General features: G+C 49.4%; 21 protein-coding genes and 1 pseudogene. 10 read left to right on the forward strand and 12 right to left on the reverse strand.

Annotation, left to right across the window (positions count from 1 at the left end):
* Positions 1–135: 135 nt before the first annotated feature.
* From infB to rimP, 3 genes are read right to left on the reverse strand one after another with little or no spacing between them, the layout of a single operon-like run.
* The gene (infB, locus tag HMPREF2675_RS05535) at positions 136–3,030 is read right to left on the reverse strand and encodes a translation initiation factor IF-2 (RefSeq protein ID WP_070625920.1); all 2,895 of its coding nucleotides are present in this window, start codon (positions 3,028–3,030) and stop codon (positions 136–138) included.
* Positions 3,031–3,041: 11 nt separating this feature from the next.
* Positions 3,042–4,547, reverse strand: coding sequence for a transcription termination factor NusA (gene nusA / locus HMPREF2675_RS05540; protein WP_049335384.1), 1,506 nt, complete (start codon positions 4,545–4,547; stop codon positions 3,042–3,044).
* 27 nt (positions 4,548–4,574) lie between these two features.
* Positions 4,575–5,006: a ribosome maturation factor RimP gene (gene rimP, locus HMPREF2675_RS05545; RefSeq protein ID WP_003745685.1), complete on the reverse strand. Its 432-nt coding sequence runs from the start codon at positions 5,004–5,006 to the stop codon at positions 4,575–4,577.
* 343 nt (positions 5,007–5,349) lie between these two features.
* On the opposite strand from rimP, the pseudogene serC reads away from it, so the two are divergent.
* Positions 5,350–6,455 (forward strand): annotated as a pseudogene (gene serC / locus HMPREF2675_RS05550) (phosphoserine transaminase).
* A gap of 63 nt (positions 6,456–6,518) precedes the next feature.
* Here the strand turns inward: serC and HMPREF2675_RS05555 are convergent.
* The 3 genes from HMPREF2675_RS05555 to rnhA all read right to left on the reverse strand — a co-directional run bounded on the left by HMPREF2675_RS05555 (position 6,519) and on the right by rnhA (position 8,870).
* The gene (locus HMPREF2675_RS05555; RefSeq protein ID WP_070814332.1) at positions 6,519–7,712 is read right to left on the reverse strand and encodes an LD-carboxypeptidase; all 1,194 of its coding nucleotides are present in this window, start codon (positions 7,710–7,712) and stop codon (positions 6,519–6,521) included.
* A 73-nt stretch (positions 7,713–7,785) separates the two neighbouring features.
* On the reverse strand, positions 7,786–8,184 hold the full coding sequence (locus tag HMPREF2675_RS05560) for an HIT family protein (protein WP_003686086.1): 399 nt from the start codon (positions 8,182–8,184) through the stop codon (positions 7,786–7,788).
* A 248-nt stretch (positions 8,185–8,432) separates the two neighbouring features.
* Positions 8,433–8,870, reverse strand: coding sequence for a ribonuclease HI (gene rnhA / locus HMPREF2675_RS05565; protein ID WP_036473212.1), 438 nt, complete (start codon positions 8,868–8,870; stop codon positions 8,433–8,435).
* Positions 8,871–9,287: 417 nt separating this feature from the next.
* Between rnhA and HMPREF2675_RS05570 the strand changes: the two genes are divergently transcribed.
* The gene (locus HMPREF2675_RS05570; protein ID WP_141759958.1) at positions 9,288–9,647 is read left to right on the forward strand and encodes a hypothetical protein; all 360 of its coding nucleotides are present in this window, start codon (positions 9,288–9,290) and stop codon (positions 9,645–9,647) included.
* A gap of 208 nt (positions 9,648–9,855) precedes the next feature.
* Positions 9,856–10,725 (forward strand): SAM-dependent methyltransferase TehB, encoded by an 870-nt coding sequence (gene tehB, locus HMPREF2675_RS05575; protein ID WP_070814334.1) that lies wholly within the window; start codon positions 9,856–9,858, stop codon positions 10,723–10,725.
* Positions 10,726–10,780: 55 nt separating this feature from the next.
* Here tehB and HMPREF2675_RS05580 read toward each other — a convergent pair whose 3' ends face one another.
* Complete coding sequence (locus HMPREF2675_RS05580; RefSeq protein ID WP_070814335.1) at positions 10,781–11,281, reverse strand: GNAT family N-acetyltransferase; 501 nt, start codon at positions 11,279–11,281, stop codon at positions 10,781–10,783.
* Between the two features lie 13 nt (positions 11,282–11,294).
* Entirely contained in the window at positions 11,295–11,831 is a 537-nt protein-coding gene (locus HMPREF2675_RS05585) for an isochorismatase family protein (protein ID WP_070814336.1), read from the reverse strand.
* 153 nt (positions 11,832–11,984) lie between these two features.
* Here HMPREF2675_RS05585 and argS point away from each other — a divergent pair, with 153 nt between their 5' ends.
* Complete coding sequence (gene argS / locus HMPREF2675_RS05590; protein WP_070814337.1) at positions 11,985–13,703, forward strand: arginine--tRNA ligase; 1,719 nt, start codon at positions 11,985–11,987, stop codon at positions 13,701–13,703.
* 156 nt (positions 13,704–13,859) lie between these two features.
* Here argS and HMPREF2675_RS05595 read toward each other — a convergent pair whose 3' ends face one another.
* Both HMPREF2675_RS05595 and HMPREF2675_RS05600 read right to left on the reverse strand, forming a co-directional pair.
* Positions 13,860–14,216: a SpoIIAA family protein gene (locus HMPREF2675_RS05595; RefSeq protein WP_003745709.1), complete on the reverse strand. Its 357-nt coding sequence runs from the start codon at positions 14,214–14,216 to the stop codon at positions 13,860–13,862.
* 18 nt (positions 14,217–14,234) lie between these two features.
* Entirely contained in the window at positions 14,235–15,125 is an 891-nt protein-coding gene (locus HMPREF2675_RS05600; protein WP_070814338.1) for a DMT family transporter, read from the reverse strand.
* 173 nt (positions 15,126–15,298) lie between these two features.
* Between HMPREF2675_RS05600 and HMPREF2675_RS05605 the strand changes: the two genes are divergently transcribed.
* Positions 15,299–15,646, forward strand: coding sequence for a cupin domain-containing protein (locus tag HMPREF2675_RS05605; protein ID WP_003686176.1), 348 nt, complete (start codon positions 15,299–15,301; stop codon positions 15,644–15,646).
* A gap of 73 nt (positions 15,647–15,719) precedes the next feature.
* Here the strand turns inward: HMPREF2675_RS05605 and HMPREF2675_RS05610 are convergent, their stop codons facing one another.
* Positions 15,720–16,472: a CPBP family glutamic-type intramembrane protease gene (locus tag HMPREF2675_RS05610; RefSeq protein WP_070814339.1), complete on the reverse strand. Its 753-nt coding sequence runs from the start codon at positions 16,470–16,472 to the stop codon at positions 15,720–15,722.
* A gap of 206 nt (positions 16,473–16,678) precedes the next feature.
* Between HMPREF2675_RS05610 and HMPREF2675_RS05615 the strand changes: the two genes are divergently transcribed.
* Positions 16,679–17,077 carry a DUF350 domain-containing protein gene (locus HMPREF2675_RS05615; RefSeq protein WP_210389033.1) on the forward strand — a complete coding sequence of 133 codons (399 nt, stop codon included), beginning with the start codon at positions 16,679–16,681 and terminating at the stop codon, positions 17,075–17,077.
* 201 nt (positions 17,078–17,278) lie between these two features.
* Here HMPREF2675_RS05615 and HMPREF2675_RS05620 read toward each other — a convergent pair whose 3' ends face one another.
* Complete coding sequence (locus tag HMPREF2675_RS05620; RefSeq protein WP_070814340.1) at positions 17,279–18,121, reverse strand: outer membrane beta-barrel protein; 843 nt, start codon at positions 18,119–18,121, stop codon at positions 17,279–17,281.
* 406 nt (positions 18,122–18,527) lie between these two features.
* Here HMPREF2675_RS05620 and HMPREF2675_RS05625 point away from each other — a divergent pair, with 406 nt between their 5' ends.
* The 4 genes from HMPREF2675_RS05625 (at position 18,528) to speD (ending at position 21,771) form a co-directional block, all read left to right on the forward strand.
* The gene (locus HMPREF2675_RS05625) at positions 18,528–19,541 is read left to right on the forward strand and encodes an SPFH domain-containing protein (protein WP_070814341.1); all 1,014 of its coding nucleotides are present in this window, start codon (positions 18,528–18,530) and stop codon (positions 19,539–19,541) included.
* Positions 19,542–19,743: 202 nt separating this feature from the next.
* Positions 19,744–21,264, forward strand: a complete 1,521-nt coding sequence (locus HMPREF2675_RS05630; RefSeq protein ID WP_283127803.1) for a DUF4178 domain-containing protein — start codon at positions 19,744–19,746, stop codon at positions 21,262–21,264.
* 1 nt (position 21,265) lies between these two features.
* Positions 21,266–21,412, forward strand: a complete 147-nt coding sequence (locus HMPREF2675_RS11385) for a hypothetical protein (RefSeq protein WP_168164757.1) — start codon at positions 21,266–21,268, stop codon at positions 21,410–21,412.
* Positions 21,409–21,771: an adenosylmethionine decarboxylase gene (gene speD / locus HMPREF2675_RS05635; RefSeq protein WP_070814342.1), complete on the forward strand. Its 363-nt coding sequence runs from the start codon at positions 21,409–21,411 to the stop codon at positions 21,769–21,771. The genes HMPREF2675_RS11385 and speD overlap by 4 nt, the downstream gene beginning before the upstream one ends.
* Positions 21,772–21,899 lie beyond the last annotated feature (128 nt).

Raw genomic sequence — 21,899 nt, forward strand, 5'->3', positions numbered from 1 at the left:
TGTTTTGTTTCTTATATACCACACATCAATTTTCATAGTTTCAAACTATGGATGGTTGTAAAAAGGCCGTCTGAAAAAAAGAAGCAGGTTTCGCATTGCAAAACCTGCTTCTGATTTTTCAGACGGCCTGTCTGATTATAGAGTACGGGCAACTTCGACGATGTCGAAACATTCGAGTTGATCGCCTTCCATAATCTCGTTGTAGCCTTTGAGCATCAGACCACATTCAAAGCCCATGCGGACTTCTTTGACGTCGTCTTTGTAGCGTTTCAAAGAAGACAGCTCGCCTGTATGGATAACCACGTTGTTGCGGATGAGGCGGACATGGGAATCGCGTTTGACCACACCGTCGGTAACCATACAGCCTGCAATGTTGCCGACTTTGGAAACGGAGATAACCTGACGGATTTCGACCGTGCCGGTTACTTGCTCTTTCTCTTCCGGAGAGAGCATACCGCTCATGGCGGCTTTCACATCGTCGATGGCATCGTAAATGATGTTGTAGTAACGGATTTCCACGTTTTCATTCTCAGCCAGTTTGCGTGCGGAAGCATCTGCACGGACGTTAAAGCCGATGATGAATGCGCCGGAAGCGATGGCCAAGTTGACATCAGATTCGGTAATACCGCCAACGCCGCTGTGCAACACGTTCACTTTCACTTCGTCTGTGGACAGTTTTTTCAGGCTGCCCGCCAAAGCTTCGTAAGAACCTTGTACGTCTGCTTTGATGATGACAGACAAGGATTGGGCTTGGTTTTCGCCCATGTTGTTGAACATGTTTTCCAGTTTTGCGGCCTGTTGTTTGGCCAAGCGCACGTCGCGGTATTTGCCTTGACGGAAGAGGGCGATTTCGCGCGCTTTTTTCTCGTCGGCCAATACCATTGCATCTTCGCCTGCGTTCGGTACGTCGGACAAGCCGAGGATTTCGACAGGGATAGACGGACCGGCTTCATTGATGGCTTTGCCGTTTTCGTCAACCATTGCACGGATTTTACCGAATGCAGTACCGGCCAGCAGCATATCGCCTTTTTTCAGCGTACCGCTTTGTACCAGCAATGTGGCAACTGCGCCGCGGCCTTTGTCCAGTCGAGCCTCAACGATGATACCTTTTGCAGGTGCATCGACAGGGGCAGTCAGTTCCAAAACTTCAGCTTCGAGCAAGACTGCTTCGAGCAATGCATCGATGTTCAGACCTTTTTTAGCGGAAACGTCGATAAACTGTACATCGCCGCCCCATTCGTCAGGCACGACTTCGTGTGCGGTCAGCTCTTGGCGGATACGCTCAGGGTTGGCGGCTTCTTTATCGATTTTGTTGACGGCAACCACAATTGGTACGCCGGCGGCTTTAGCGTGGGCAATTGCCTCGATGGTTTGCGGCATCACGCCGTCGTCGGCGGCAACCACGAGGATCACGATATCGGTTGCTTTCGCACCGCGCGCACGCATTGCGGTAAACGCTTCGTGACCCGGAGTATCCAAGAAAGTAATCACGCCGCGAGGGGTTTCAACGTGGTATGCACCGATGTGTTGGGTAATGCCACCCGCTTCGCCTTGTACCACTTTGGCGCGGCGGATGTAGTCCAGCAGGGAAGTTTTACCGTGGTCAACGTGACCCATCACGGTAACAACCGGTGGACGCGGCAATGCTTCGGCTTCAACTGCTTCAACGCCTTCATCCAGGAATGCTTCAGGGTCGTCGGCTGCAGCAGGTTTGCCGATGTGGCCGAGTTCTTCCACTACAATCAGGGCAGTGTCTTGGTCGATAGATTGGTTAATGGTTACCATCATGCCCATTTTCATCAGGGCTTTAACCACTTCGACGCCTTTAACGGCCATTTTGTGTGCCAAGTCGGCAACGGTAATGGTTTCAGGTACCAAAACTTCGTGTACGACAGGTTCGGTCGGCGCTTGGAAGGCGTGTTGGTTTGGCTCAAGTTTGAGTTTTTTGCCTTTTTTACCGCCGCGTACGCGATCGTCGTCGCCATTGCGTGCATTGTTGCGGTCGCGACCACCTTTGCCGCCTTTGCCTTTGGCGTTACGGCCTTGGTTTTCTTCGTCACGGTCACGACGGTCTTCTTTTTTACCGCGCGCGTTGTGTTCGGATTTGCCTTCGCCGGATGCCGCTTTTGCTTTCTCGGCAGGTTTATTGCGTTCGCCTGATTTGGCTTCTTTAGTAGGTTTTGAGTCTTGATCGGCCTGTTGTTTCATGGCTTCACGGCGTGCTTGACGCTCTTGTTTTTCTTTCAACAAGGCTTCTTGATGCGCACGCAGGGCGGCGGCACGACGGGCTTCTTCATCGCGTTGAGCCTGTTCTTCCACGCTGACGACAGGTTGCGGTACGGCAGGAGCGGCAGGTTTGGCTGCCTTTTTCGCTTCTTTGCCTTTGCCGCCTTTGTCTTGTTTGGCTTTGGCAGGTTTCTTGGCTTCGGCTGGTTTTTCAGCTTCAACGGATTTTTCAGACGGCTTGTTGTCTGCTTTAGCTTCAACTTTTGCTTCGGCCTTGGCTTCTACGGCTTCAACCGGTTTGGCTTCTTCTTTTTGGGCTTCGGCAGGTTTGCCTTCCGCTTTTGGTGCGGCTTTGGCTGCTTTCAGTCTGGCTGCTTCAGCCTCTGCTTTGGCACGGGCTTCGGCTTTGGCGGCAGCTTCTGCTTCAGCTTTGGCTTTTTCTTCGGCAGCTTGGGCGGCTGCTTTTTCTGCTTCGGCTTTTTGGTTTTCCGCTGCTACTTTGGCTTTGGCTTCCGCTGCCAATTCTTCGGAAGAAGGAATGGTAACGGCACGGCTGCGGCGGCGTGTTTCCACTTTTACGCCATCAACGGTGCTGACTTCGGTTTTTTTGCGGCGGATGCTGATGGTGCCGCTATTGCTGCCGTTTTTCTTTTGCAGGTAAGCAGTCAACAGTTGTTTGTCGTCAGTGGTTATGCTGTCATTACCACTGTTTTTGTTGACCCCGGCTTCTTTCAATTGTTTAAGCAAATCATCGACGGGGCGGTTTAGTTCGGCGGCAAATTGCGCTACGGTTGTATTACTCATTCAGTACCCCCTTAGTTATTTTCTTCAGTAAACCAGTGTTCGCGTGCAGCCAAAATCACTTTTTTGGCTTCTTCTTCGTCAACACCGGTAATTTCGACCAATTCGTCAACAGACAATTCGGCCAGATCATCGCGTTGGGTAACGCCGGCTTCGGCCAGTTTGCGCAACATATCGGAATTTACGCCGTCTAAATTGCGCATGTCTTCAGACACTTCACCCAGTTTTTCTTCTGCGGCGATGGTAATGGTCAGGATAGCGTCGCGTGCGCGGTTGCGCAGGGTTTCAACAATTTCTTCGTCAAAGCCGTCAATGGCGAGTAATTCTGCCGCTGGAACGTAAGCAACTTCTTCCAAAGTGGCAAAGCCTTCTTCCACCAAGATATCGGCGGTTTCGTCGTCGATGTTCAAGTGGGTGGTGAAGAGGTTGCGGATAACCGCGTCTTCGGCGGCATTGCGCTCGTCGGCTTCTTCAACGGTCATGATGTTCAGCTGCCAGCCGGTCAGGATGGAAGCCAGACGGACGTTTTGACCGCCGCGGCCGATGGCCAGCGCCAGTTGGTTTTCATCAACAATCACGTCAACAGCGTGTTTGTCTTCATCAATCACGATGCGGCTCACTTCGGCAGGAGACAGCGCATTCATTACGAATTGGGCAGGCTCTGGAGACCACAATACGATGTCAATGCGTTCGCCGGACAATTCGTTGCTCACGGCGTTAACACGGGAACCGCGCACGCCGATACAAGTACCTTGCGGGTCGATGCGTTGGTCGTTGGCTTTAACGGCAACTTTGGCGCGTTGGCCGGGATCGCGTGCTACTTCGCGGATTTCCAACAGGCCGTCTGCAATTTCAGGCACTTCGTTGGCGTAGAGTTTGGCCAAGAAGTCGCCGCTGGTACGGCTCAAAATGACTTGTTTGCGGCCGGTATTGCCGATTTCGTCCACACGCAGGAAGAGGGCGCGGATGCGGTCGCCGCTGCGGAAGTTTTCGCGCGGAATCATTTCTTCGCGCGGAATCAGTGCGTCAAGTTTGCCTGCTACGACTTCAACGATGATGCCGTGGCGCTCGACGCGTTTTACCGTACCGGAAACGATGTCTTCTTTAGAAGCGAGGAACTCGTTCAGGTTTTGCTCGCGCTCTGCATCGCGGATGCGTTGCAGAATGATTTGTTTGGCAGTTTGAGCTGCTTGGCGGCCGAAGCCTTCGTTTGGCAGCTGCTCTTCGTAGTATTCGCCGATTTGGATGGTTGTGCCGGGAATTTCTTCTTGGATTTCCTCGATGGTTTTTTCTACGTCGGGGTAGGTATAGTCTTCATCGGCAACAATCAGCCAGCGGCGGAAGGTTTGGTATTCACCGGTATCGCGGTCGATTTCGACGCGCACGTCCATGTGCTCGCGGTCAGCTTTTTTCTTGGCGGCAGTAGAGAGGGCGAATTCAAGGGCTTTGAATACGACTTCCGTTTCAACGTTTTTTTCACTTGCCAGCGCTTCGGCTAGCTGTAACATTTCGCGACTCATTTTCTAGAATCTCCAAGTAATCGGTTTTTAAAATTTAAATTCGGGGCGCAAACGGGCTTTGTCGATGTTGCTCAATTCGATTTGGGCGGTTTTGCCGTCGAAAGAGACGGTAACAATGTCGTTTTCGCAAGATTCGATGCGGCCGATGAAGTTTTTCTGACCATCAATCGGCAGGCGTGTTTTGATTTTGGCGTTCTGGCCGGCAAAGCGCACGAAGTCGGCGGCTTTTTTCAGCGGACGGTCAAGGCCAGGGCTGGAGATTTCCAAACGTTTGTAGTCGATGTCTTCAACCATAAACACGCGGCTCAGATGGTTGCTGACAGTGGCGCAGTCTTCGACGGTGATGCCGCCTTCTTTATCGATGAAAATGCGCAAATCGCCTTGCGCGGTCAGTTCGAAATCGACCAGCTCGTAGCCCAAGCCGGGCAGGGTTTTATCAAGAATGCTTTGAATATCCATGCTTCTCCAGAAGTACATAAACAAAAAAATGGCCGCGCGGCCATTTTTCGTGTGATTTGAAAAATTGGCCTATTATAACTGTTTTCCAGATAAAAGAAAAGCGTTGATTTGGCGTGGATTTTTTGAAGTGATTGCTTAAATGGAAGAGATTGGGATGAGGCCGTCTGAAAAGGGAATTGTTGACAAGTTTTGATGTGGTGTTTCCGAAATTATTTTGGAAAACAAAGAATTGGTATTGCTTTGTTTTCAGACGGCCTTGGATTTCTTGATTTTTCGTGCTTGCACAATGTGCAAGGCGGTTCTACAATTTCTTCATACCCTCCGAATAAGAAAGATGGCCGCTATGTCCGCACACCCGATTTATAATTTTTCCGCAGGTCCTGCCGTATTGCCGGAAGCCGTATTACGTACCGCGCAACAGGAAATGCTCGACTACAACGGTACGGGTTTTCCCGTGATGGCGATGAGCCACCGTTCGGATATGTTTTTGAGTATTCTGCATCATGCCGAACAAGACTTGCGCCAGCTTTTGAATATTCCGTCCAACTATAAAATCCTGTTTTTACAGGGCGGTGCGACCACGCAATTCAATATGGTGGCCATGAATTTGGCGCACGGTTTTGCGACTGCCGACGCGGTGGTAACGGGCAACTGGAGCCGTATTGCCTATGAACAGATGAGCCGTTTGAGCAATGCCGAAATCCGTTTGGCCGCGCATGGCGGCGAGCAATATGCCTATAAAAACCTGCCTGCGGTGGAGGATTGGGATGTCAACCCGAATTCCGCGTTTGTTCATTTTGCGATTAATGAAACCGTAAACGGCTTGCAGTATCAAAACGTCCCCAAACTTTCAGACGGCCTGCCGCCGCTGGTGTGCGATATGTCCAGCGAGATTTTGTCGCGTGAGTTTAATGTATCCGATTACGGCCTGATTTATGCCGGCGCGAAAAAAATATCGGCCCCGCCGGTGCGACCGTGGTCATTATCCGCGAGGATTTACTGGAGCGTTGTCCGAACGATATTCCCGATGTGTTCAACTACCGTTCGCACATCAACCGCGACGGTATGTACAACACGCCGTCCACCTATGCGATTTATATGTCGGGTTTGGTGTTCCGCTGGCTGCAAACGCAGGGCGGTGTGAAAAAAATTGAAGCGGTCAATCGAATAAAGGCGCAAACCTTGTATGAGGCGATAGACGGCAGCGGCGGTTTTTACATCAACGATATTCATCCTGATGCGCGTTCCAAAATGAACGTGGTCTTCAAAACCGCAAGTGAGGATTTGGACCGCCGCTTTGTGTTGGAAGCCGAGTTGCAGGGTTTGTGCCTGCTCAAGGGTTATAAAACCGTCGGCGGTATGCGCGCCAGCATTTACAATGCGATGCCGCTTGAAGGTGTGAACGCGTTGGCCGAATTTATGAAAGATTTCCAACGACGTTACGGTTAAGATGAAGATATAAAAAGGCCGTCTGAAACTGGGTTTCAGACGGCCTTTTGATTTGAACAAGCCTTATTCGGTGACTTCTTCAGTAATGCTGTCGCGGTAAATAGTGCTGTCGTAAGTCGGAACAGGAGGCGGCAGCAGGCTGTCGAGTGTCAGCGCGGACGGGTTCAGCGTAGGATAGCCACTGAAGGTTACGGAATAACCGCCGTTGCCGGTACTGCGGACTTTGGCATGCGCGCCCAAAGGGAAAGTAGTTTTGTTGGTAATGTGGCCGAATGGGAAACCAGTCAACACAGGAATCTTGGCGGTGCGCGAAATGTGGTTGACGACGGCGGAGAAATCGTAGCTGGAGTCGTACACGTCGCGGATGGTGCCCATGCGGAAATCGCCGAAGATGATGGCGCGTTGTTTTTGCAAAACACCTGACAGATAAAGCGTATTGAGCATACGCTCGATGCGGTAGGGTTGCTCGCTGACGTCTTCGATAAAGAGGATGCCGCCTTGAATATCGGGCATGTAGGGCGTGCCGGCGAGGGAGGCGAGAACGCTGAGGTTGCCGCCCCACAATGTGCCTTCTACGTTGACATCGGCGCGTTGGATGGTCGGAACATCAACGATGTTGACGTTGTTGGTTGTGCCGCGGATGAACGAATCCATGGTAAAGACGCTGGGGTCTGCTTTGCCGAATTCGCTGTACACCATCGGGCCTGCAAAGCTCATCATATTGCCTTTGGCCAACAGGGCGAGTTGGACGGCGCACACGTCGCTGAAACCGAAGAACAATGTGCCGCGTTCGCGCATTCTGGCGCCGAGTGAGGCAAAATCGATTTGCGGCAGGATGCGTGCCGCGCCGTAGCCGCCGCGCAGGCCCATCAAGACTTTAGGCGTTTCGACGCGGCCGCTGGCAACTTCTTGGAAGTCGGAGGCACGTTGGGCGTCGCTGCCGGCAAAGCGTTGGTAACGGCGGCTACCTGCCTGTTGGTTGGTCACGGTAAAGCCTGCGTTGTAGAGGCGGGTCAGGCCGGTGGTCACGCGGTTGGGGTCTTCGGCGAAGCCTGACGGCGCAACAACGCGCAGGAGGTTGTCGCCGGAACGTGGCGGATGGGGTTGCTTAGGTTGCACGGTTTTGGCTTTCGCGGTGGTAGAAGTGGTTTTGGTTTGCGGCGTGGTGGTCGTGCTGGTGCCGCAGGCCTGCAACAACCCTGCACCTGCGGCGGCAGAGCAGGTACGCAGGAAATGGCGGCGCGTGGTGGAAGTCATTGAGGTTTTCCTTTCGTTATATGTTCAGACGGCCTGAATTTGGCGTGTCGGACCTTACAGGCCGTCTGAAAGTTTAAGCGATTAAGTTTTTGATTTGTTGCGGCCAATTTTCAGGCAAGGCCATACCGTGTTCGCGTACGGGCGCGGCCCAAATCGGCGCGGGGAAGTTGGCGTCGTTTTCAAAGCGGGCGATGACGTGCCAATGAAGATGGGGCACAACATTGCCGAGGCTGGCTAAATTGATTTTGGCCGGGCGGAAGACTTGGCGCATTGCGGCTTCAACCTGATACACCATTTCCATGATTTCGTTGCGTTCGGCAGGGGAAAGGTCGGTCATCTCGGAAACATGGTCATTCCAAATAACGCGGCAGAATGCCGGTGCGCCGGCTTCGTTGTGGACGGCGATAACGCGCAGGTTTGGCGTTTGCAGCAAAATGTCTTCGTTGTCGGCAGTGCAGATGGGGCAGGTCATGGTTTTCTCTTTTTCAGTCTGAATAGGAATCGGGTGATTGCCATCAGGATTTTTAGAATGAGGTAAATAGCAGTCAGCGTGATGAATGCGAAAAGCCACGGTTCAGGTATAAACCACCAAAATCAATAGGCGGGCGTGATTCAGTCGGCACATTCTTCAGCACTCTTAACGTGGTCACACAAATCAATGCAATGATAGCAATCCAAAAGAATGGTTTGAGATATTTGAGTACAGTCATGGGTGAAGTGTTATGCAAATTTTGCCGCCCCTTGATTGGCGAGCTCGTCGGCTTTTTCGTTTTCAGGGTGTCCGGCATGGCCTTTTACCCAAGTCCAGCGGACATCGTGCTGTTGAACCAAACTATCCAGCTCTTTCCATAAATCGTCGTTTTTGACCGGTTTTTTGGCGGCGGTTTTCCAGCCGTTTTTTTTCCAGCCGTGTATCCAGCTTTCCATGCCGTTTTTGACGTATTGTGAGTCGGTGCAGATGACGACTTGGCAGCGGCGTTTTAAGGATTTCAGTCCTTCGATAACGGCGGTCAGCTCCATGCGGTTGTTGGTGGTTTCGGCTTCGCCGCCGAACAGTTCTTTTTCATGTGTGCCGTAGCGCATAAATACCCCCCAGCCGCCTGCACCGGGGTTGCCTTTGCATGCGCCGTCTGTGTAGAGGTAAACGGGTTTATCCATGGGCATGTCTTTGTCGAATAAGGCGGTATCATAACATAAGGCCGTCTGAAATATCGGCAAATACGGTTTGCGCGTGTAAAATACCCTGCACTTATTACTCGTTAAGTGGTGCAGGATTGGCGTTAGTTAATAAGGCTATAAATCCAAGATTATAAATGCGGTTAATTAATCGGAAGATATAGCTAATCTGGGAGTAAGTCGAAATAAAGGATTAAATGAAAAGATTCCTAATTTCCAAAAAGAACAATCATAGCGTATAAAAATAGGGTTGAGTTTGTAGAAAAGGGGAAAACTATGTGGAAAGGGGTAACACCAAGTGGTGTAGCAGTAAGAGGATACAAAGACCCTAAAACTACAGGTTATCCAGTTATGGGAGACAAGTAGGATATGATAAATGTGAAGTTTAGTTGGATAAATATGTGGAAAGATGAATCTTTAGAACCACATTGTTCTATTCTAAATATAAATGAAGCTTTAAATATAACTCATTTTTTAATTGATGATGAGGGATTAGGTATAACCCATTTGAAAAAGTGGATAAAAAATGGTCTTGAAGAGATTGATAAAATATCTAAAAAAGAAATTCTTGAATATGATATGTGGGGGCAAACTTTAGGCGCACTAATCTCGTTAGATAAAGTAATCATTTATTGGGGAGATGAAGAATATCCTGATGATTATCTTGAGTTTGACCAATTTAAGATTATTTTATCTAAGTGGTATGATTTCCTACTATCTGAACCCAATATAAGCAATGAAGTTTATTTTTCAGTTTAGATTAGAGGTATTTTATGACAGTCATGATCGGTAGATATTTCGCCTCTTGGCAATATATGTATTGATCGGATTCCAAATGGCGTATATCTTGCACAAAGTGCGAGACCCGACCGAAACCTTGCAGTTTAAAAGCGACAAGAGCGTGATTGCCATTCAAAAAGCCTTGGCAGAAGCTGTGTTGAAACCGTCAAAATAGAAAGGAAACATGATGAGCGAACAGCAAGAATTGTTTTGTTACAAACAGATGCCGGTGTGGACGGCGGACGAGATTCCCGAAGCCTTATTGTCCAAACACAATACCGCTGCCGGTACTTGGGGCTGCCTCAATGTACTCCAAGGCCGTCTGAACTTCAACGAAGTGGACGAAGCGGGCAATATTACGGCCACGCATGAGCTGACGCCTGAAAGCGATGATTGGATTATCCATCCGCAAGCATGGCACTTTATCGCGCCGCAAACGCAAGACACGGAAATCCAACTGTCGTTTTACTGCGAGGCGGCGGACTATTTCAATAAGAAATACGGCATGAGCGCGACACATTCGGCCGTCCGCGCCGCCGAAGGCATCGTGCCTGTCGGCAAGGTTTTGGATATGGGCTGCGGTCAGGGCCGCAACGCGCTGTATTTGGGTTTGAAAGGTTTTGACGTTACTGCTGTCGATAATAATCCGAACGCGGTTCAAAATGTGGAAGAGCTGGCGCGTATCGAAGAACTGAATGTCTGCGCGTTTGAATACGACCTCAACGCCGCCAATATTCAGGAAAACTTTGATTATATGGTGGCGACCGTGGTATTTATGTTCCTGATGCCGCGTTACGTTCCTGACGTGATTGCCAATATGAAGGAACACACCAACCCCGGCGGCTACAATCTGATCGTGTCTGCGATGGATACGGAAGATTTCCCTTGCCCGATGCCGTTCCCATTCAAATTCAGTGAAGGCGAGCTGCGCGAATACTATAAGGATTGGGAATTGGTGGAATACAAGGAAGAGCTGGGTTCGATGCACGCGAAAGACGAATTCGGCAATCCGATTCAGTTTAAATTCGTCACCATGCTGGCGAAGAAACCGGAATAAAGGTTTTACGTAAAAAGGCCGTCTGAATTCAGTTTTCAGACGGCCTTTGTCGTCATCAATCCACAATCCTTTTGCCCAAAATCACCACGTCTGCCAACATGGTGTCCAAATCGCAGACTTGCGGCAGCCGCCCCCATTCTTCAAAACCGAAACGGTGAAACAGGTTCAGGCTCGGATAGTTGTGGCCGAACACAAGCGCGATGACGTTGTGGATGTCTAAGGACGGCGCGCGTTCGAGCATGTGCCGCAACAGGATTTTGCCCACGCCCGCGCCGCGCATATCGTGGCGGACATAAATGCTGACTTCCGCACTGATGTGATAGGCGTAGCGCGGATGGTAGTCGCTGAAACTGCCCCAGGCTAAGACTGTACCGTCGGCATCGTAAAGGGCGTAGATCGGGCGTTTGTCCGTGTGCGCGGCAAACCACATTTCACGTTCGGCAACCGTGGTCGGCGACAAATCGGCCGTGGATTGGCGCGTGGCCACGGTGCTGTTGTAAATATCGACGATGGCGGGCAAGTCTTGGCGCAGTGCAGGGCGGATGGTGTATTGCATTTCAGACGGCCTGTTATTGAATCAGTTTGGAGATAGTCTTAAAGGCAGGATGTTTGGCATCGCCGAGCAGTTGGAACAAAATACTTTCGACATTGGAAATGATAATGCCCTGACGGCTTAGTTGCGCCAACCCATTGTCGCGGTTGGCCGTTGTGCGAGAGGCGGTGCATTCAAAAGGCAGGAATACGGCGTAACCTTGCTCTTTCAAATCCAATGCCGTCTGAAGCATACAGATATGCGCTTCCGCACCCACCAAAATAACGTTTTTGATGTCGTTTTTGCGTAAGATTTCCTGAATTTCGGGTAAAAACGCTGAGAATCGGGTTTTCTCGACAATCGGCGTGCCTTCGGGCAACAGCAGAGATACGGCGGATACGGTGTTGCCCAAACCTTTCGGGTATTGTTCGGTTACGGCAAAGGGTACGTCCAAAGCCGTCAAACCTTGAATCAGCAGGCGGCAGCGTTCCAACATTTCGTCCGCGCCGGAAAGGGCGGGCAGCAGGCGTTCTTGAATATCGACAATCAGACAAAGCGTATTTTTGGGGTTCATGGCTTTTCCTTTCAGACGGCCTTGACAGCAAAATCGTTGAATCAGAATGCAATCATATAACAAGCCGCTGGAAAAGTATTGCAGCTTGCCCTGTTTTAAAGCCCGAAATTCTTTTAAAATACCGCCTGATTTGAATTGATAGAGACCGACAACATGAATTTATACCAAACCGTCGAACGCGAAGCCGCCGCCGCCTTTGCCGCTGCAGGCATTGCCGACAGCCCCGTTGTTTTGCAGCCGACCAAGAATGCCGAACACGGCGATTTCCAAATCAACGGCGTGATGGGTGCGGCGAAAAAAGCCAAACAAAATCCGCGCGAATTGGCGCAAAAAGTGGCCGAAGCGCTGGCCGATAACGCCGTGATTGAAAGCGCGGAAGTAGCCGGTCCCGGCTTTATCAACCTGCGTCTGCGTCCTGATTTCCTCGCCCAAAACATTCAGACGGCCTTGAACGATGCGCGTTTTGGCGTAGCGAAAACCGATAAACCGCAAACCGTCGTTATCGACTATTCTTCGCCTAATCTGGCCAAAGAAATGCACGTCGGCCATCTGCGTTCCAGCATCATCGGCGACAGCATTTCACGCGTGTTGGAATTTATGGGCAACACCGTTATCCGTCAAAACCACGTCGGCGACTGGGGTACTCAGTTTGGCATGTTGGTCGCTTATTTGGTTGAGCAGCAAAAAGACAACGCCGCGTTCGAGCTGGCGGATTTGGAGCAGTTTTACCGCGCCGCCAAAGTACGCTTTGACGAAGATGCCGCCTTTGCCGACACCGCGCGCGAATACGTTGTGAAGCTGCAAGGCGGCGATGAAACTGTGTTGGCATTGTGGAAACAGTTTGTCGATATTTCGCTCTCGCACGCCCAAGCAGTTTACGACACGCTGGGCTTGAAACTGCGTCCTGAAGATGTGGCGGGCGAATCTAAATACAACGACGATTTGCAGCCTGTGGTTGATGATTTAGTCGAAAAAGGTTTGGCAGTCGAAGACGATGGCGCGAAAGTCGTATTCTTGGACGAGTTCAAAAACAAAGAGGGTGAACCTGCCGCGTTTATCGTGCAAAAACAAGGCGGCGGCTTCCTTTATGCTTCCACCGACTTGGCGTGTTTGCGCTACCGCGTCGGCACGCTTCATGCCGACCGCCTGCTGTACGTCGTCGACCACCGCCAAGCCCTGCACTTCGAACAACTTTTTACCACTTCCCGCAAAGCAGGCTATCTGCCGGAAGATGTAAAAGCCGAGTTTATCGGCTTCGGCACCATGATGGGCAAAGACGGCAAACCGTTCAAAACGCGTAGCGGCGACACAGTGAAACTGGTTGACCTGCTGACTGAAGCCGTTGAACGTGCTACCGCTTTGGTGAAAGAGAAAAATCCCGAATTGGGCACGGATGAAGCCGCTAAAATCGGCAAAACCGTCGGCATCGGCGCAGTCAAATACGCCGATTTGAGCAAAAACCGCACCAGCGATTATGTGTTCGACTGGGACGCCATGCTTTCGTTTGAGGGCAACACCGCCCCCTACCTGCAATACGCTTACACACGCGTGCAAAGTGTGTTCCGCAAAGCAGGTGAATGGGACGCAACTGCGCCAACCGTTTTGACCGAACCTTTGGAAAAACAACTGGCCGCCGAGTTGCTGAAATTCGAAGACGTACTGCAAAGCGTGGCAGATACCGCGTATCCGCACTATCTCGCCGCCTACCTCTATCAAATCGCCACCCTGTTCAGCCGCTTCTACGAAGCCTGCCCGATTTTGAAATCAGAAGGTGCAACCCGCAACAGCCGCCTGCAACTGGCGAAACTCACCGGCGACACGCTGAAACAAGGCTTGGAGTTGTTGGGCATTGATGTGTTGGATGTGATGTAAGTTTTTGAATAAAAACGATGAAAGGCCGTCTGAAACGTTGCGGGTTGCAAGGTTTCAGACGGCCTTTTTTATGCTTTGACAGATGTCGTTATGTCGTTGATTTTGAGCCTAAGCGGTTTGAATTTGCTCAAGTAATGCGTTCAGACGGCTTTGTCTTTATTTCAAATTGCTTGCCAACAACCAAGCCTGTGCTTCGGTGGCATCGCTGAAATATTTGGGATGTTGGTTGGTCAAGAGGCTGGAAAGGCGCGCGCCGAGTTTGATCCAGATGTCGTCGGTAATGACGGCAACGCGGCCGAAGTCGGTTTCGTGTTGGTTGAGGAATTTGATTTGTTCGACCGCCATATCGATGGTGAAGTCTTTCAGCATGGACAAATCCAGCAGGATGTCGGGCAGATGGATTTTTTGTTTTGCGGCCAACAAGGCTTCTTCCAATTGGCGGAAATCGTCCAAAGTGAACTCGTTGTACAGCGCTACGTTTAAGCCGTAAGATTGTTCGCGGATGGAAATCATGGTGTTCTCCTTGTTAAATTATTGCTTCATCAGAAATTTTTTGATTGAGGCCGGAGTAAAGCTGCTGAACACGCCGCCTGCAACAATGATAACCATGCCGACAGCTTCCTGCCAAGTGATTTTATCGCCGAAAAGCAGTACGCCGGACAGGGCGGAGAAAACGACGGTTAGGTAGGAAAGCGAGGCAACGGTAAATTTCTTGCCGACCTTGTAGGCGCGGGTCATGGCCAGTTGGGCAATCATGGCGGAGATGCCGATGCCGGCCAGATAGGGCAGGGAAGAGACGGTCAGCGGATGCCAGCCTGTGATGGTGCTCCAGACTGCGCCCATAATCAGGCCGGTAAGCGAGAGGTAAAATACCACGCGCCAGCCCGGCTCGCCCAAAAGTGAGAGTTCGCGCACCTGCAAATACGCCCAGCCCGACATGGCGCCGCCTGCCAAACTGACCAGCGCGGCAAATTCCTGTCCGCCTTGAAAAGAGGGGTTGAGCAAGAGGATAACACCGATAAAGCCCATAACCAAAATGGCTTGAGTGTAAAACGTAATTCTTTCTTTTAAAATGAAAAATGAAAAGATGGCCAGCCAAATGGAAGACGTGTAGTTGAGCGTGACGCCTGTTGCCAGCGGCAGGTGCATGACGGAATAAAACGTGCACATCATGGCAAGCGTGCCGATGACGCTGCGGTTGAGATGGGTTTTCCAATGCGGCGTGGAAAACGTGTTGCCTTGCGCTTTGGCCATGATGCCTAAGAACAGGGTGGAGACCAGCATGCGCCAAAAGACCAGCTCGCCGCTGGAAAAGCCGAAATGTGTAGAGGCGGCTTTGACGGAGAGGTTCATGACGGTAAAGCCGAGCGCGGCAATAACCACCCATGCCGAGCCGAGCGGATCTTTTCTGATGGTTTCCATTTGATGGGTATGTAAAGCGATTTTATTAATAAGAAAATATTATACAGGTCAATCAGGCCGTCTGAAAAATATCGTTGGGCTTCAACGGCCTTTTATTAGAAAATGAGAATTATTATTGAACAATGAAGTGGGTTTTTATAGAATGGGGGTTCTGTTTTTAAGAAAGGCTTGCCATGAAAGTATCCAATATTTCTGCCGTATTGCTGTCCGCTTTGTTTTCCGTTGCCGTTTCTGCCGCGCCTTTGGGAGAGGTTTCTTCCGAAAACGGTAAAATTTTCAGCGGCGAAAATTACATGGTCGTTAAGAAAGACATGAAGAAAGGGGAGCAGATTAAGCCGCACGATCATCCGGGTTTTAAAACGCTGATTTTTGCCGTTGGAAAAGGAAGCTTTGACGTGACTTTGAATCAGACTGAAAAACATACGGTCGGCGCAGGCTCGGTGTTGAGGTTTGGCGGCGATGCAGTGATTGAGGCCGTTGCAACCGAAGATGCGGATGTGGCAATTACTTTGATTAAGTAAACCGATAGATGATAAAAGGCCGTCTGAAAAATGATGTTTCAGACGGCCTTATTTATTCATTCAACTATTGCCATTAAGCGCAAATCAAATAGATGAAGCCGGAGCCGAAGATATCTGCCAACGCGTGAATCAGGAAAAACGGCAACAGGTTTTTGACTTTGTATTTGTAGAAGAAGTAGTACATCAAGCCGAAAACAACGCCGATAACGGTCGCCCAAAGCATGCCTTGGTAAGTATGGAAGGAGACGCGCACCAAGGTCGAATAGGCCAATGCCTGCCATTTGTATTTGTCTTCCACGCAGGTTAAAAGGCCGAGGAAACAGAATTCTTCGTAAAAGCCGTTTAAAAGGCCGTAGAGGATGGCCATCGGCGCAAGGGCGGCGAATTTGTCGAAGATGGATAATGGTTTGATGTATTGGAAGATTTCAGTGGTGAAGTAATTGTAGCCGCCGCTTAACGAAGTCACCGCATCGGCGATCAGACCCATCAATATAAAAATTACAGGCGTCCAAAACAATACGCCTAAATTAAAGCGAATCGGCAACTGTTTGAAGTCGAAACGGCGGATAACGAGGTAAATCAAAGTAATAGCAAGCAGCGTCAACTGCAGGCTCATGTTTTCCGAATAAGCCACGCCGGTTACCGCAGTATCGCGCACTTCTTCGGTAGCAGCAGCTGTTTCCACTTGCGGCATCAGGCTGGCGATATAAAGTTGGGTAGAACGGTAGGCAAATTGACCGAACAGGATGGCGGTAACAATCAGCATGTCAAACCAGCGCAGATGGCGCAAAGGCTCTTTAGGGCGGATAGCGGCGAGCATGCTCATAATTCTCCTCTTTACTCTAATTAAATGGCAGTGCGCAATAGTTACATAAACATACAAAAATCGTCAACAATTATCGTAATAAAACATGAATTAAAAATCAGGCTGTTTCAGACGGCCTGAAGCGCTTCTAAAATGCCGTATTTTCAGAAGGGTTTATCTTCAAAAATATGGCATAATCACTTTATTGCAAACTAAGGAATCTTATCGTGAGTATTTCTCTGTCCCAATATCTGCTGTACCTGCAATATATGTTGGCAGGTATCGCCATGACTGTAGTTTTCGGTGCCGTATATCTGCGGATTACCCCCGCCGAAGAATTGCGCCTGATTAAAAACGGCAACCTTGCCTGCGCCTTATCGTTTGGCGGCGCGTTGGTCGGTTTCTGTCTGACGCTTGCCTCAAGCATTGCACACAGCGTCAGCTTCATCGATTTTATCCTGTGGGGACTTGCCGCAGCAGTGATTCAGATTTTTGTCTATTTCGCTGCAACAATGATGATTAAAGACGCTACCCCAGAACTTATCGGCAACAATGTCGCCGTCGGCGCGCTGTTTGGTGCAGTGTCCATCTCGATCGGCATTTTGAATGCGGCTTGCTTGACTTGATTTTGATGGTCGGTTGGATAGCAAAAGATGTGCTGATCCTGACTCCTGCCTGGAGAAATTATCGGTAGATTTTTTTGACTGATAATGGCTTATGCCTGATGGTATTGGCGTTATAGTGAAATTCTGAAAGTATCAAAAAATTCAGACGGCCTGTTATATACAAGGCCGTCTGAAACGTTTTAACTACTTAAACTCATCAAATTAGAAAGAGTATTGCAATCTTATGCCCGCTTCGTGGGTGTGGTTTTTAGGTTCTATAGATCCCAATCCATATGAGTCATACTCTTCCGTAACGGTAAGGTTCGATTCTTTAACTTTCCAGCCGCGATAGAATGGAGTGAGGCTGATTTTGGAGCCGTTAGCGAATTTTTTAGATACAGGTACTTCAACCTCAATACCTTGTCCGCCACCTTGTTTCATTCGGGTTTCTACCTGGTCGGGTTCGTAAGAATATTGGCGGCCTTTCACGGCACGATTGTAGGCAATGCGGGGAGATATCTCAAAGTTTGCAGGAAGGGCGATATTTACTCCGGTATTGATTTGCGCATATGTAGTTCGGTTTTTGCGGTCATAATCATTAGGATCAATGCGGCTGCTTAAGTCTCTCAGAACACGGTGTCCCAAGCCGGCTCCGGCAGTAATGCTAAAGCGATTGTTAATCGGGAGTGTATATTCGTATAAGGCACGGATATCGTATGCGCGGCGTGGTGCATTTTTGAGTGTGGCTGAGCCATAACTTGCTGAATCATCGATATAATCCTCAGTTATATATTGTACGCTTCCCGTGTAATCTGTTTTACCGCGCGAATAACGGCCTTCTAATTTTGCCGCATGGCGATCGTTGAAACGGTATTTTACGCCGGCATTAATAGACCATAAGTTGCCTTTTTGCTGCATTAAGCGACTACCATCTTTTTCGTATTCGCGATAGGTCTCGTTGTAATATTCGCTACCAACGGTAAATTCAACAGGGCGGGCAGCCTGTGTACTTACGGCAGCAGAGAGTGCTAACACTGCAAAACAGAAATGAGCAGAATTTTTCATATAAATTCCTTTTACTTTATGAAAGCCAATGTGATAATTTGACAATACAGCATGATGAATTTCTAGGATTTGGTAAATATTAACAGGTGTAGTGAACGCTTGGTATGGTGTTTAATGATTTTCTACCTGTATTTGTCTTTTTTATGATATAGCGCAGGTAAAAGCAGAAAAATAGTGTAAAACAGAGTCTGCATGAATTTTAATGATATGTTAATGTTTCTGGGTCGGCTAGTGGGTTTAACACTAAAAATAGATAGAGCAACCCACTCTATTCCCATGCATAAAGACATTTTGAATGTTAATATCGTATAACATTATAGTTATATAAAATAAGCGATATGACCGACTAGGCAAATTGACCTGACAGCCTATAAGTTATCCCTTCTTCTTCAAATAAGGAACTGCGATGTTCAACTTTATCAAGAAACAGTTTATCGACGTCATTCAATGGCCGAATCCCGATGACAGCCTGTTGATGTGGCGTTTTCCGATTGCCGATGAGGAGATCCAAAACGGTGCGAGCCTGACCGTGCGTGAGGCGCAGATGGCGATGTTTGTCGATGAAGGCGTAACCGCCGATGTGTTCGCTCCGGGGCGTTACACGCTCAATACGCAAACGCTGCCAGTGCTGACCAATTTGAAAAACTGGGACAAGCTTTTTGAGTCTCCGTTTAAATCGGATGTTTACTTTTTCAATACCAAACAACAGCTTGCACGTAAATGGGGTACGTCCCAGCCTGTTACCGTGCGCGATGCCGAGTTTGGCGCGGTGCAACTGCGTTCGTTCGGTATGTATTCTTACCGTATCAGCGATCCGGCAAAATTCTTCAAAGAAGTCAGCGGCGTGGCGGCACAATACAGCGGCGTAGACTTGGAAAACCAACTGCGCAATATTGCAGTCACCCAATTGGCGGCCGCATTTGGCAGCTCCGGTATCCCGTTCTTGGATATGGCGGCGAACCAAGTTTTGCTGTCGCAAAAAATCGGCGAATTGCTTGGCGCGGAATTTGCCAAGCTGGGTTTGGCGCTGGAAAACTTCACTGTTGAAAGTATTACCTTGCCCGCGTCTATTCAGGCTGCGTTGGATAAGAAAATTTCGATGGGCGTTATCGGCGATTTGGGACGCTACACCCAATATCAAACCGCCGAATCTATCCCGCTTGCGGCACAAAATGAAGGCGGACTTGCCGGAATTGGTGCAGGTTTGGGCGTAGGTGCCGGTATTGGTCAGGCAATGGCGGGTGCCATGTCAGGCATGATGCAGCCGAATGTGCAACAGGCTCAGCAGAATGCTCAGCCGGCTGCCGAAGATCCGCAGGCAAAATTGGTGAAACTCAAATCTTTGCTGGATGGCGGTTTGATTTCGCAAGAAGATTTTGATAAGGCCAAGGCTGAAGTGTTGAAGCAGTTGATTGGTTAATCAATTGAAGGCCGTCTGAAAAATATCATTCAAAGAAGCGTTGAGCTGCTTCTGTGAAAAGGTTTCAGACGGCCTTTTGAATCATTTGATTGAGTCTGTTCGGCGATTTGGTGTGTTTCTAATCTGAAATCATTGATAAAACCAGTTGATATAAACACTAAGGCCGTCTGAAACACTCCAACCCATTCTGAAAAGCAAATCCATGTCTCAAACTCCTTTCTTCAAAACCGACTGCCCAAGCTGCGGCGCACCTGTCGAAGCGCATTCTGCTTCTGCTGTGACGCTGGTGTGCGGCTATTGCAACAGCATGCTGGTGCGGCAAGATAACGGCGTTGTCGACTCCGGCCGCGATTCCGCATTGCTGGAAGATTTTAGTCCGCTGCAAATCGGAACCAGCGGTACATTTGTCGCTCAACGCTTTACCTTGGTCGGACGGCTTCAGGTGCAATACGACGATGGTGCGTGGAATGAATGGTATGCGCTGTTTGACGACGGCAGGGCCGGTTGGCTTTCTGAGGCGGGCGATTTGTATGTGATGACCATGCCGGTCGAAATCGATAATCCGCCGAAATTTGAAGACACGCGAGCCGGATTTAGCGAGCTGACTTTTCAAGATAAGCGCTATATTGCCTCCGATGTCCGCAAAATCAGTTTGAAACGCGTGGCTGCGCAGGGCGAATTACCGTTTGTTTTGAAAGAGGATACAGAAAATCGGGTTTCCGACTGGCGTTGCGAAAACCTTTTCATCACGCTCGATTACAACAATAAAACACCCGAAGCCTTCTTTGGCCGCATGGTAAACCTAGATGATTTGAAGCTGGAAAACACGCGCCACGAAGATGAAATTAAAGAAAGTGCAGGCCGTCTGAAAGGCAGTATTACTTCAGAAAACTGTCCTAACTGCGGCTCATCCATTCATTGGGTGAACGGTCTGACTTCCCATCTGAACTGTCAAAGTTGCGGCAGCGAATTGGCAGTCGGCAAAGATAAAGCGGAGCTTATTACCGCCAATAATCTGCGTTTGTCGCAAAATACGATGTTTACTTTGCCTGTCGGCTCGACAGGCCGTCTGAAAAAACGCGAATTTTACGTTATGGGAGCGATCAGATACGCCGAAACTGACGCACAGGAAACGTTCGACAACCTGTTCAACGGAGCCAACCGCGTGCTCATACCCGAAGGCCAATGGTCGGAATATCTGCTTTACAACCCAACTCAGGGTTTCTTATGGCTGGTTGAAGCTGATGAAGGTTGGAATATTTCTGAAACCTTGAACGATTGGCCGCGCCTCGACCGAAACCGCCAACCGCAAGGCTATGGCAAACTTTATGACTATGGAGGCAGGGTAGAAGTCGCTGCCGGCGCCTTCTATTGGCGTGTCCGAAGCAGTGATTTGAACTATTACAGCGATTACCGAGACGGACAAAGCCGTAAGCTTGGTTCCGAACTAAACAGTCACGAAATGGCATGGAGTAGAAGTACACCCATTGCTTATCGGGAAATTGCGGATGCGTTTAATTTGACCAGCCGCGCTCCGCATTACACTGCAAACATGGCGGCAGACGGTATTGATAAATCATTAAGAATCATAATGACCGCCATCTTGGTTGTCGTCAACCTCCCTGCGCTTCTGACCAGTGACAGCTCTGCCGCACTTACCGTCATCTTTATAGGATGCTGGTTGTTGTGGAACATGGGCAAAAAAGACGAGGACGAGGATTAACATGTCGAGAATCACTTACATCATTTTCAGCACCATCATCATCGTCATCTCCATGATCATTAGCTACGGCTCTTCCGACTCCGACGGCTCGCGTATGCACTCCGGCGGTTATTACGGCGGCAGGGGTTATTCCGGAGGCCATAAATGACCCATGCCCCCGGTAACCATGGCCTATTAGACTTATACGGCTGCGATGAAGCCATCTTAAAAGATGAAGGCCGTCTGAAAACCGCTTTGGTAGCTGCCGCACAGGCTGCAGAAGCCACCATATTGAATGAACATTTCCACACATTCAGCGGCGCAGGCGGTGTAACCGGCGTTTTGTTGCTTGCCGAGTCCCATATCAGCATCCACACTTGGCCGGAACACCGTTTTGCCGCTATAGACGCATTTATTTGCGGAGGTATGAAATTGGAAAAAGTGAAGGAAGTGTTGTGCAGTGAGTTGGCGGCGGAACGGGTGGATTGGACGGTTGTAAATAGAGGCAGTGATTTGACTTTATTTTAGTTTTATCAATATTGACAAAAGGGGCAAAAGTTCAACGCCAAGCATACGCCATTTGATATTTCAGGAGATGTTAATTTATTGCTGGTTAAGTGTTATCGGTTCTATAACATGAAGGCATTTGGAAATAA

Origin of the sequence: Neisseria sp. HMSC061H08 (assembly GCF_001836795.1) — a bacterium.
GTDB classification, from domain to species: Bacteria; Pseudomonadota; Gammaproteobacteria; order Burkholderiales; family Neisseriaceae; genus Neisseria; species Neisseria subflava_A.

Coding starts and splice junctions, on each gene's coding strand:
- HMPREF2675_RS05570 (WP_141759958.1), top strand. CDS start 9,288: ATGTGGAAAGATGAATCTTTAGAACCACATTGTTCTATTCTAAATATA.
- HMPREF2675_RS05610 (WP_070814339.1), bottom strand. CDS start 16,472: ATGAGCATGCTCGCCGCTATCCGCCCTAAAGAGCCTTTGCGCCATCTG.
- HMPREF2675_RS05605 (WP_003686176.1), top strand. CDS start 15,299: ATGAAAGTATCCAATATTTCTGCCGTATTGCTGTCCGCTTTGTTTTCC.
- HMPREF2675_RS05560 (WP_003686086.1), bottom strand. CDS start 8,184: ATGACCTGCCCCATCTGCACTGCCGACAACGAAGACATTTTGCTGCAA.
- HMPREF2675_RS05580 (WP_070814335.1), bottom strand. CDS start 11,281: ATGCAATACACCATCCGCCCTGCACTGCGCCAAGACTTGCCCGCCATC.
- HMPREF2675_RS05620 (WP_070814340.1), bottom strand. CDS start 18,121: ATGAAAAATTCTGCTCATTTCTGTTTTGCAGTGTTAGCACTCTCTGCT.
- HMPREF2675_RS05555 (WP_070814332.1), bottom strand. CDS start 7,712: ATGACTTCCACCACGCGCCGCCATTTCCTGCGTACCTGCTCTGCCGCC.
- infB (WP_070625920.1), bottom strand. CDS start 3,030: ATGAGTAATACAACCGTAGCGCAATTTGCCGCCGAACTAAACCGCCCC.
- tehB (WP_070814334.1), top strand. CDS start 9,856: ATGAGCGAACAGCAAGAATTGTTTTGTTACAAACAGATGCCGGTGTGG.
- nusA (WP_049335384.1), bottom strand. CDS start 4,547: ATGAGTCGCGAAATGTTACAGCTAGCCGAAGCGCTGGCAAGTGAAAAA.
- HMPREF2675_RS05585 (WP_070814336.1), bottom strand. CDS start 11,831: ATGAACCCCAAAAATACGCTTTGTCTGATTGTCGATATTCAAGAACGC.
- HMPREF2675_RS05625 (WP_070814341.1), top strand. CDS start 18,528: ATGTTCAACTTTATCAAGAAACAGTTTATCGACGTCATTCAATGGCCG.
- speD (WP_070814342.1), top strand. CDS start 21,409: ATGACCCATGCCCCCGGTAACCATGGCCTATTAGACTTATACGGCTGC.
- HMPREF2675_RS05595 (WP_003745709.1), bottom strand. CDS start 14,216: ATGATTTCCATCCGCGAACAATCTTACGGCTTAAACGTAGCGCTGTAC.
- HMPREF2675_RS11385 (WP_168164757.1), top strand. CDS start 21,266: ATGTCGAGAATCACTTACATCATTTTCAGCACCATCATCATCGTCATC.
- HMPREF2675_RS05630 (WP_283127803.1), top strand. CDS start 19,744: ATGTCTCAAACTCCTTTCTTCAAAACCGACTGCCCAAGCTGCGGCGCA.
- HMPREF2675_RS05600 (WP_070814338.1), bottom strand. CDS start 15,125: ATGGAAACCATCAGAAAAGATCCGCTCGGCTCGGCATGGGTGGTTATT.
- rimP (WP_003745685.1), bottom strand. CDS start 5,006: ATGGATATTCAAAGCATTCTTGATAAAACCCTGCCCGGCTTGGGCTAC.
- argS (WP_070814337.1), top strand. CDS start 11,985: ATGAATTTATACCAAACCGTCGAACGCGAAGCCGCCGCCGCCTTTGCC.
- rnhA (WP_036473212.1), bottom strand. CDS start 8,870: ATGGATAAACCCGTTTACCTCTACACAGACGGCGCATGCAAAGGCAAC.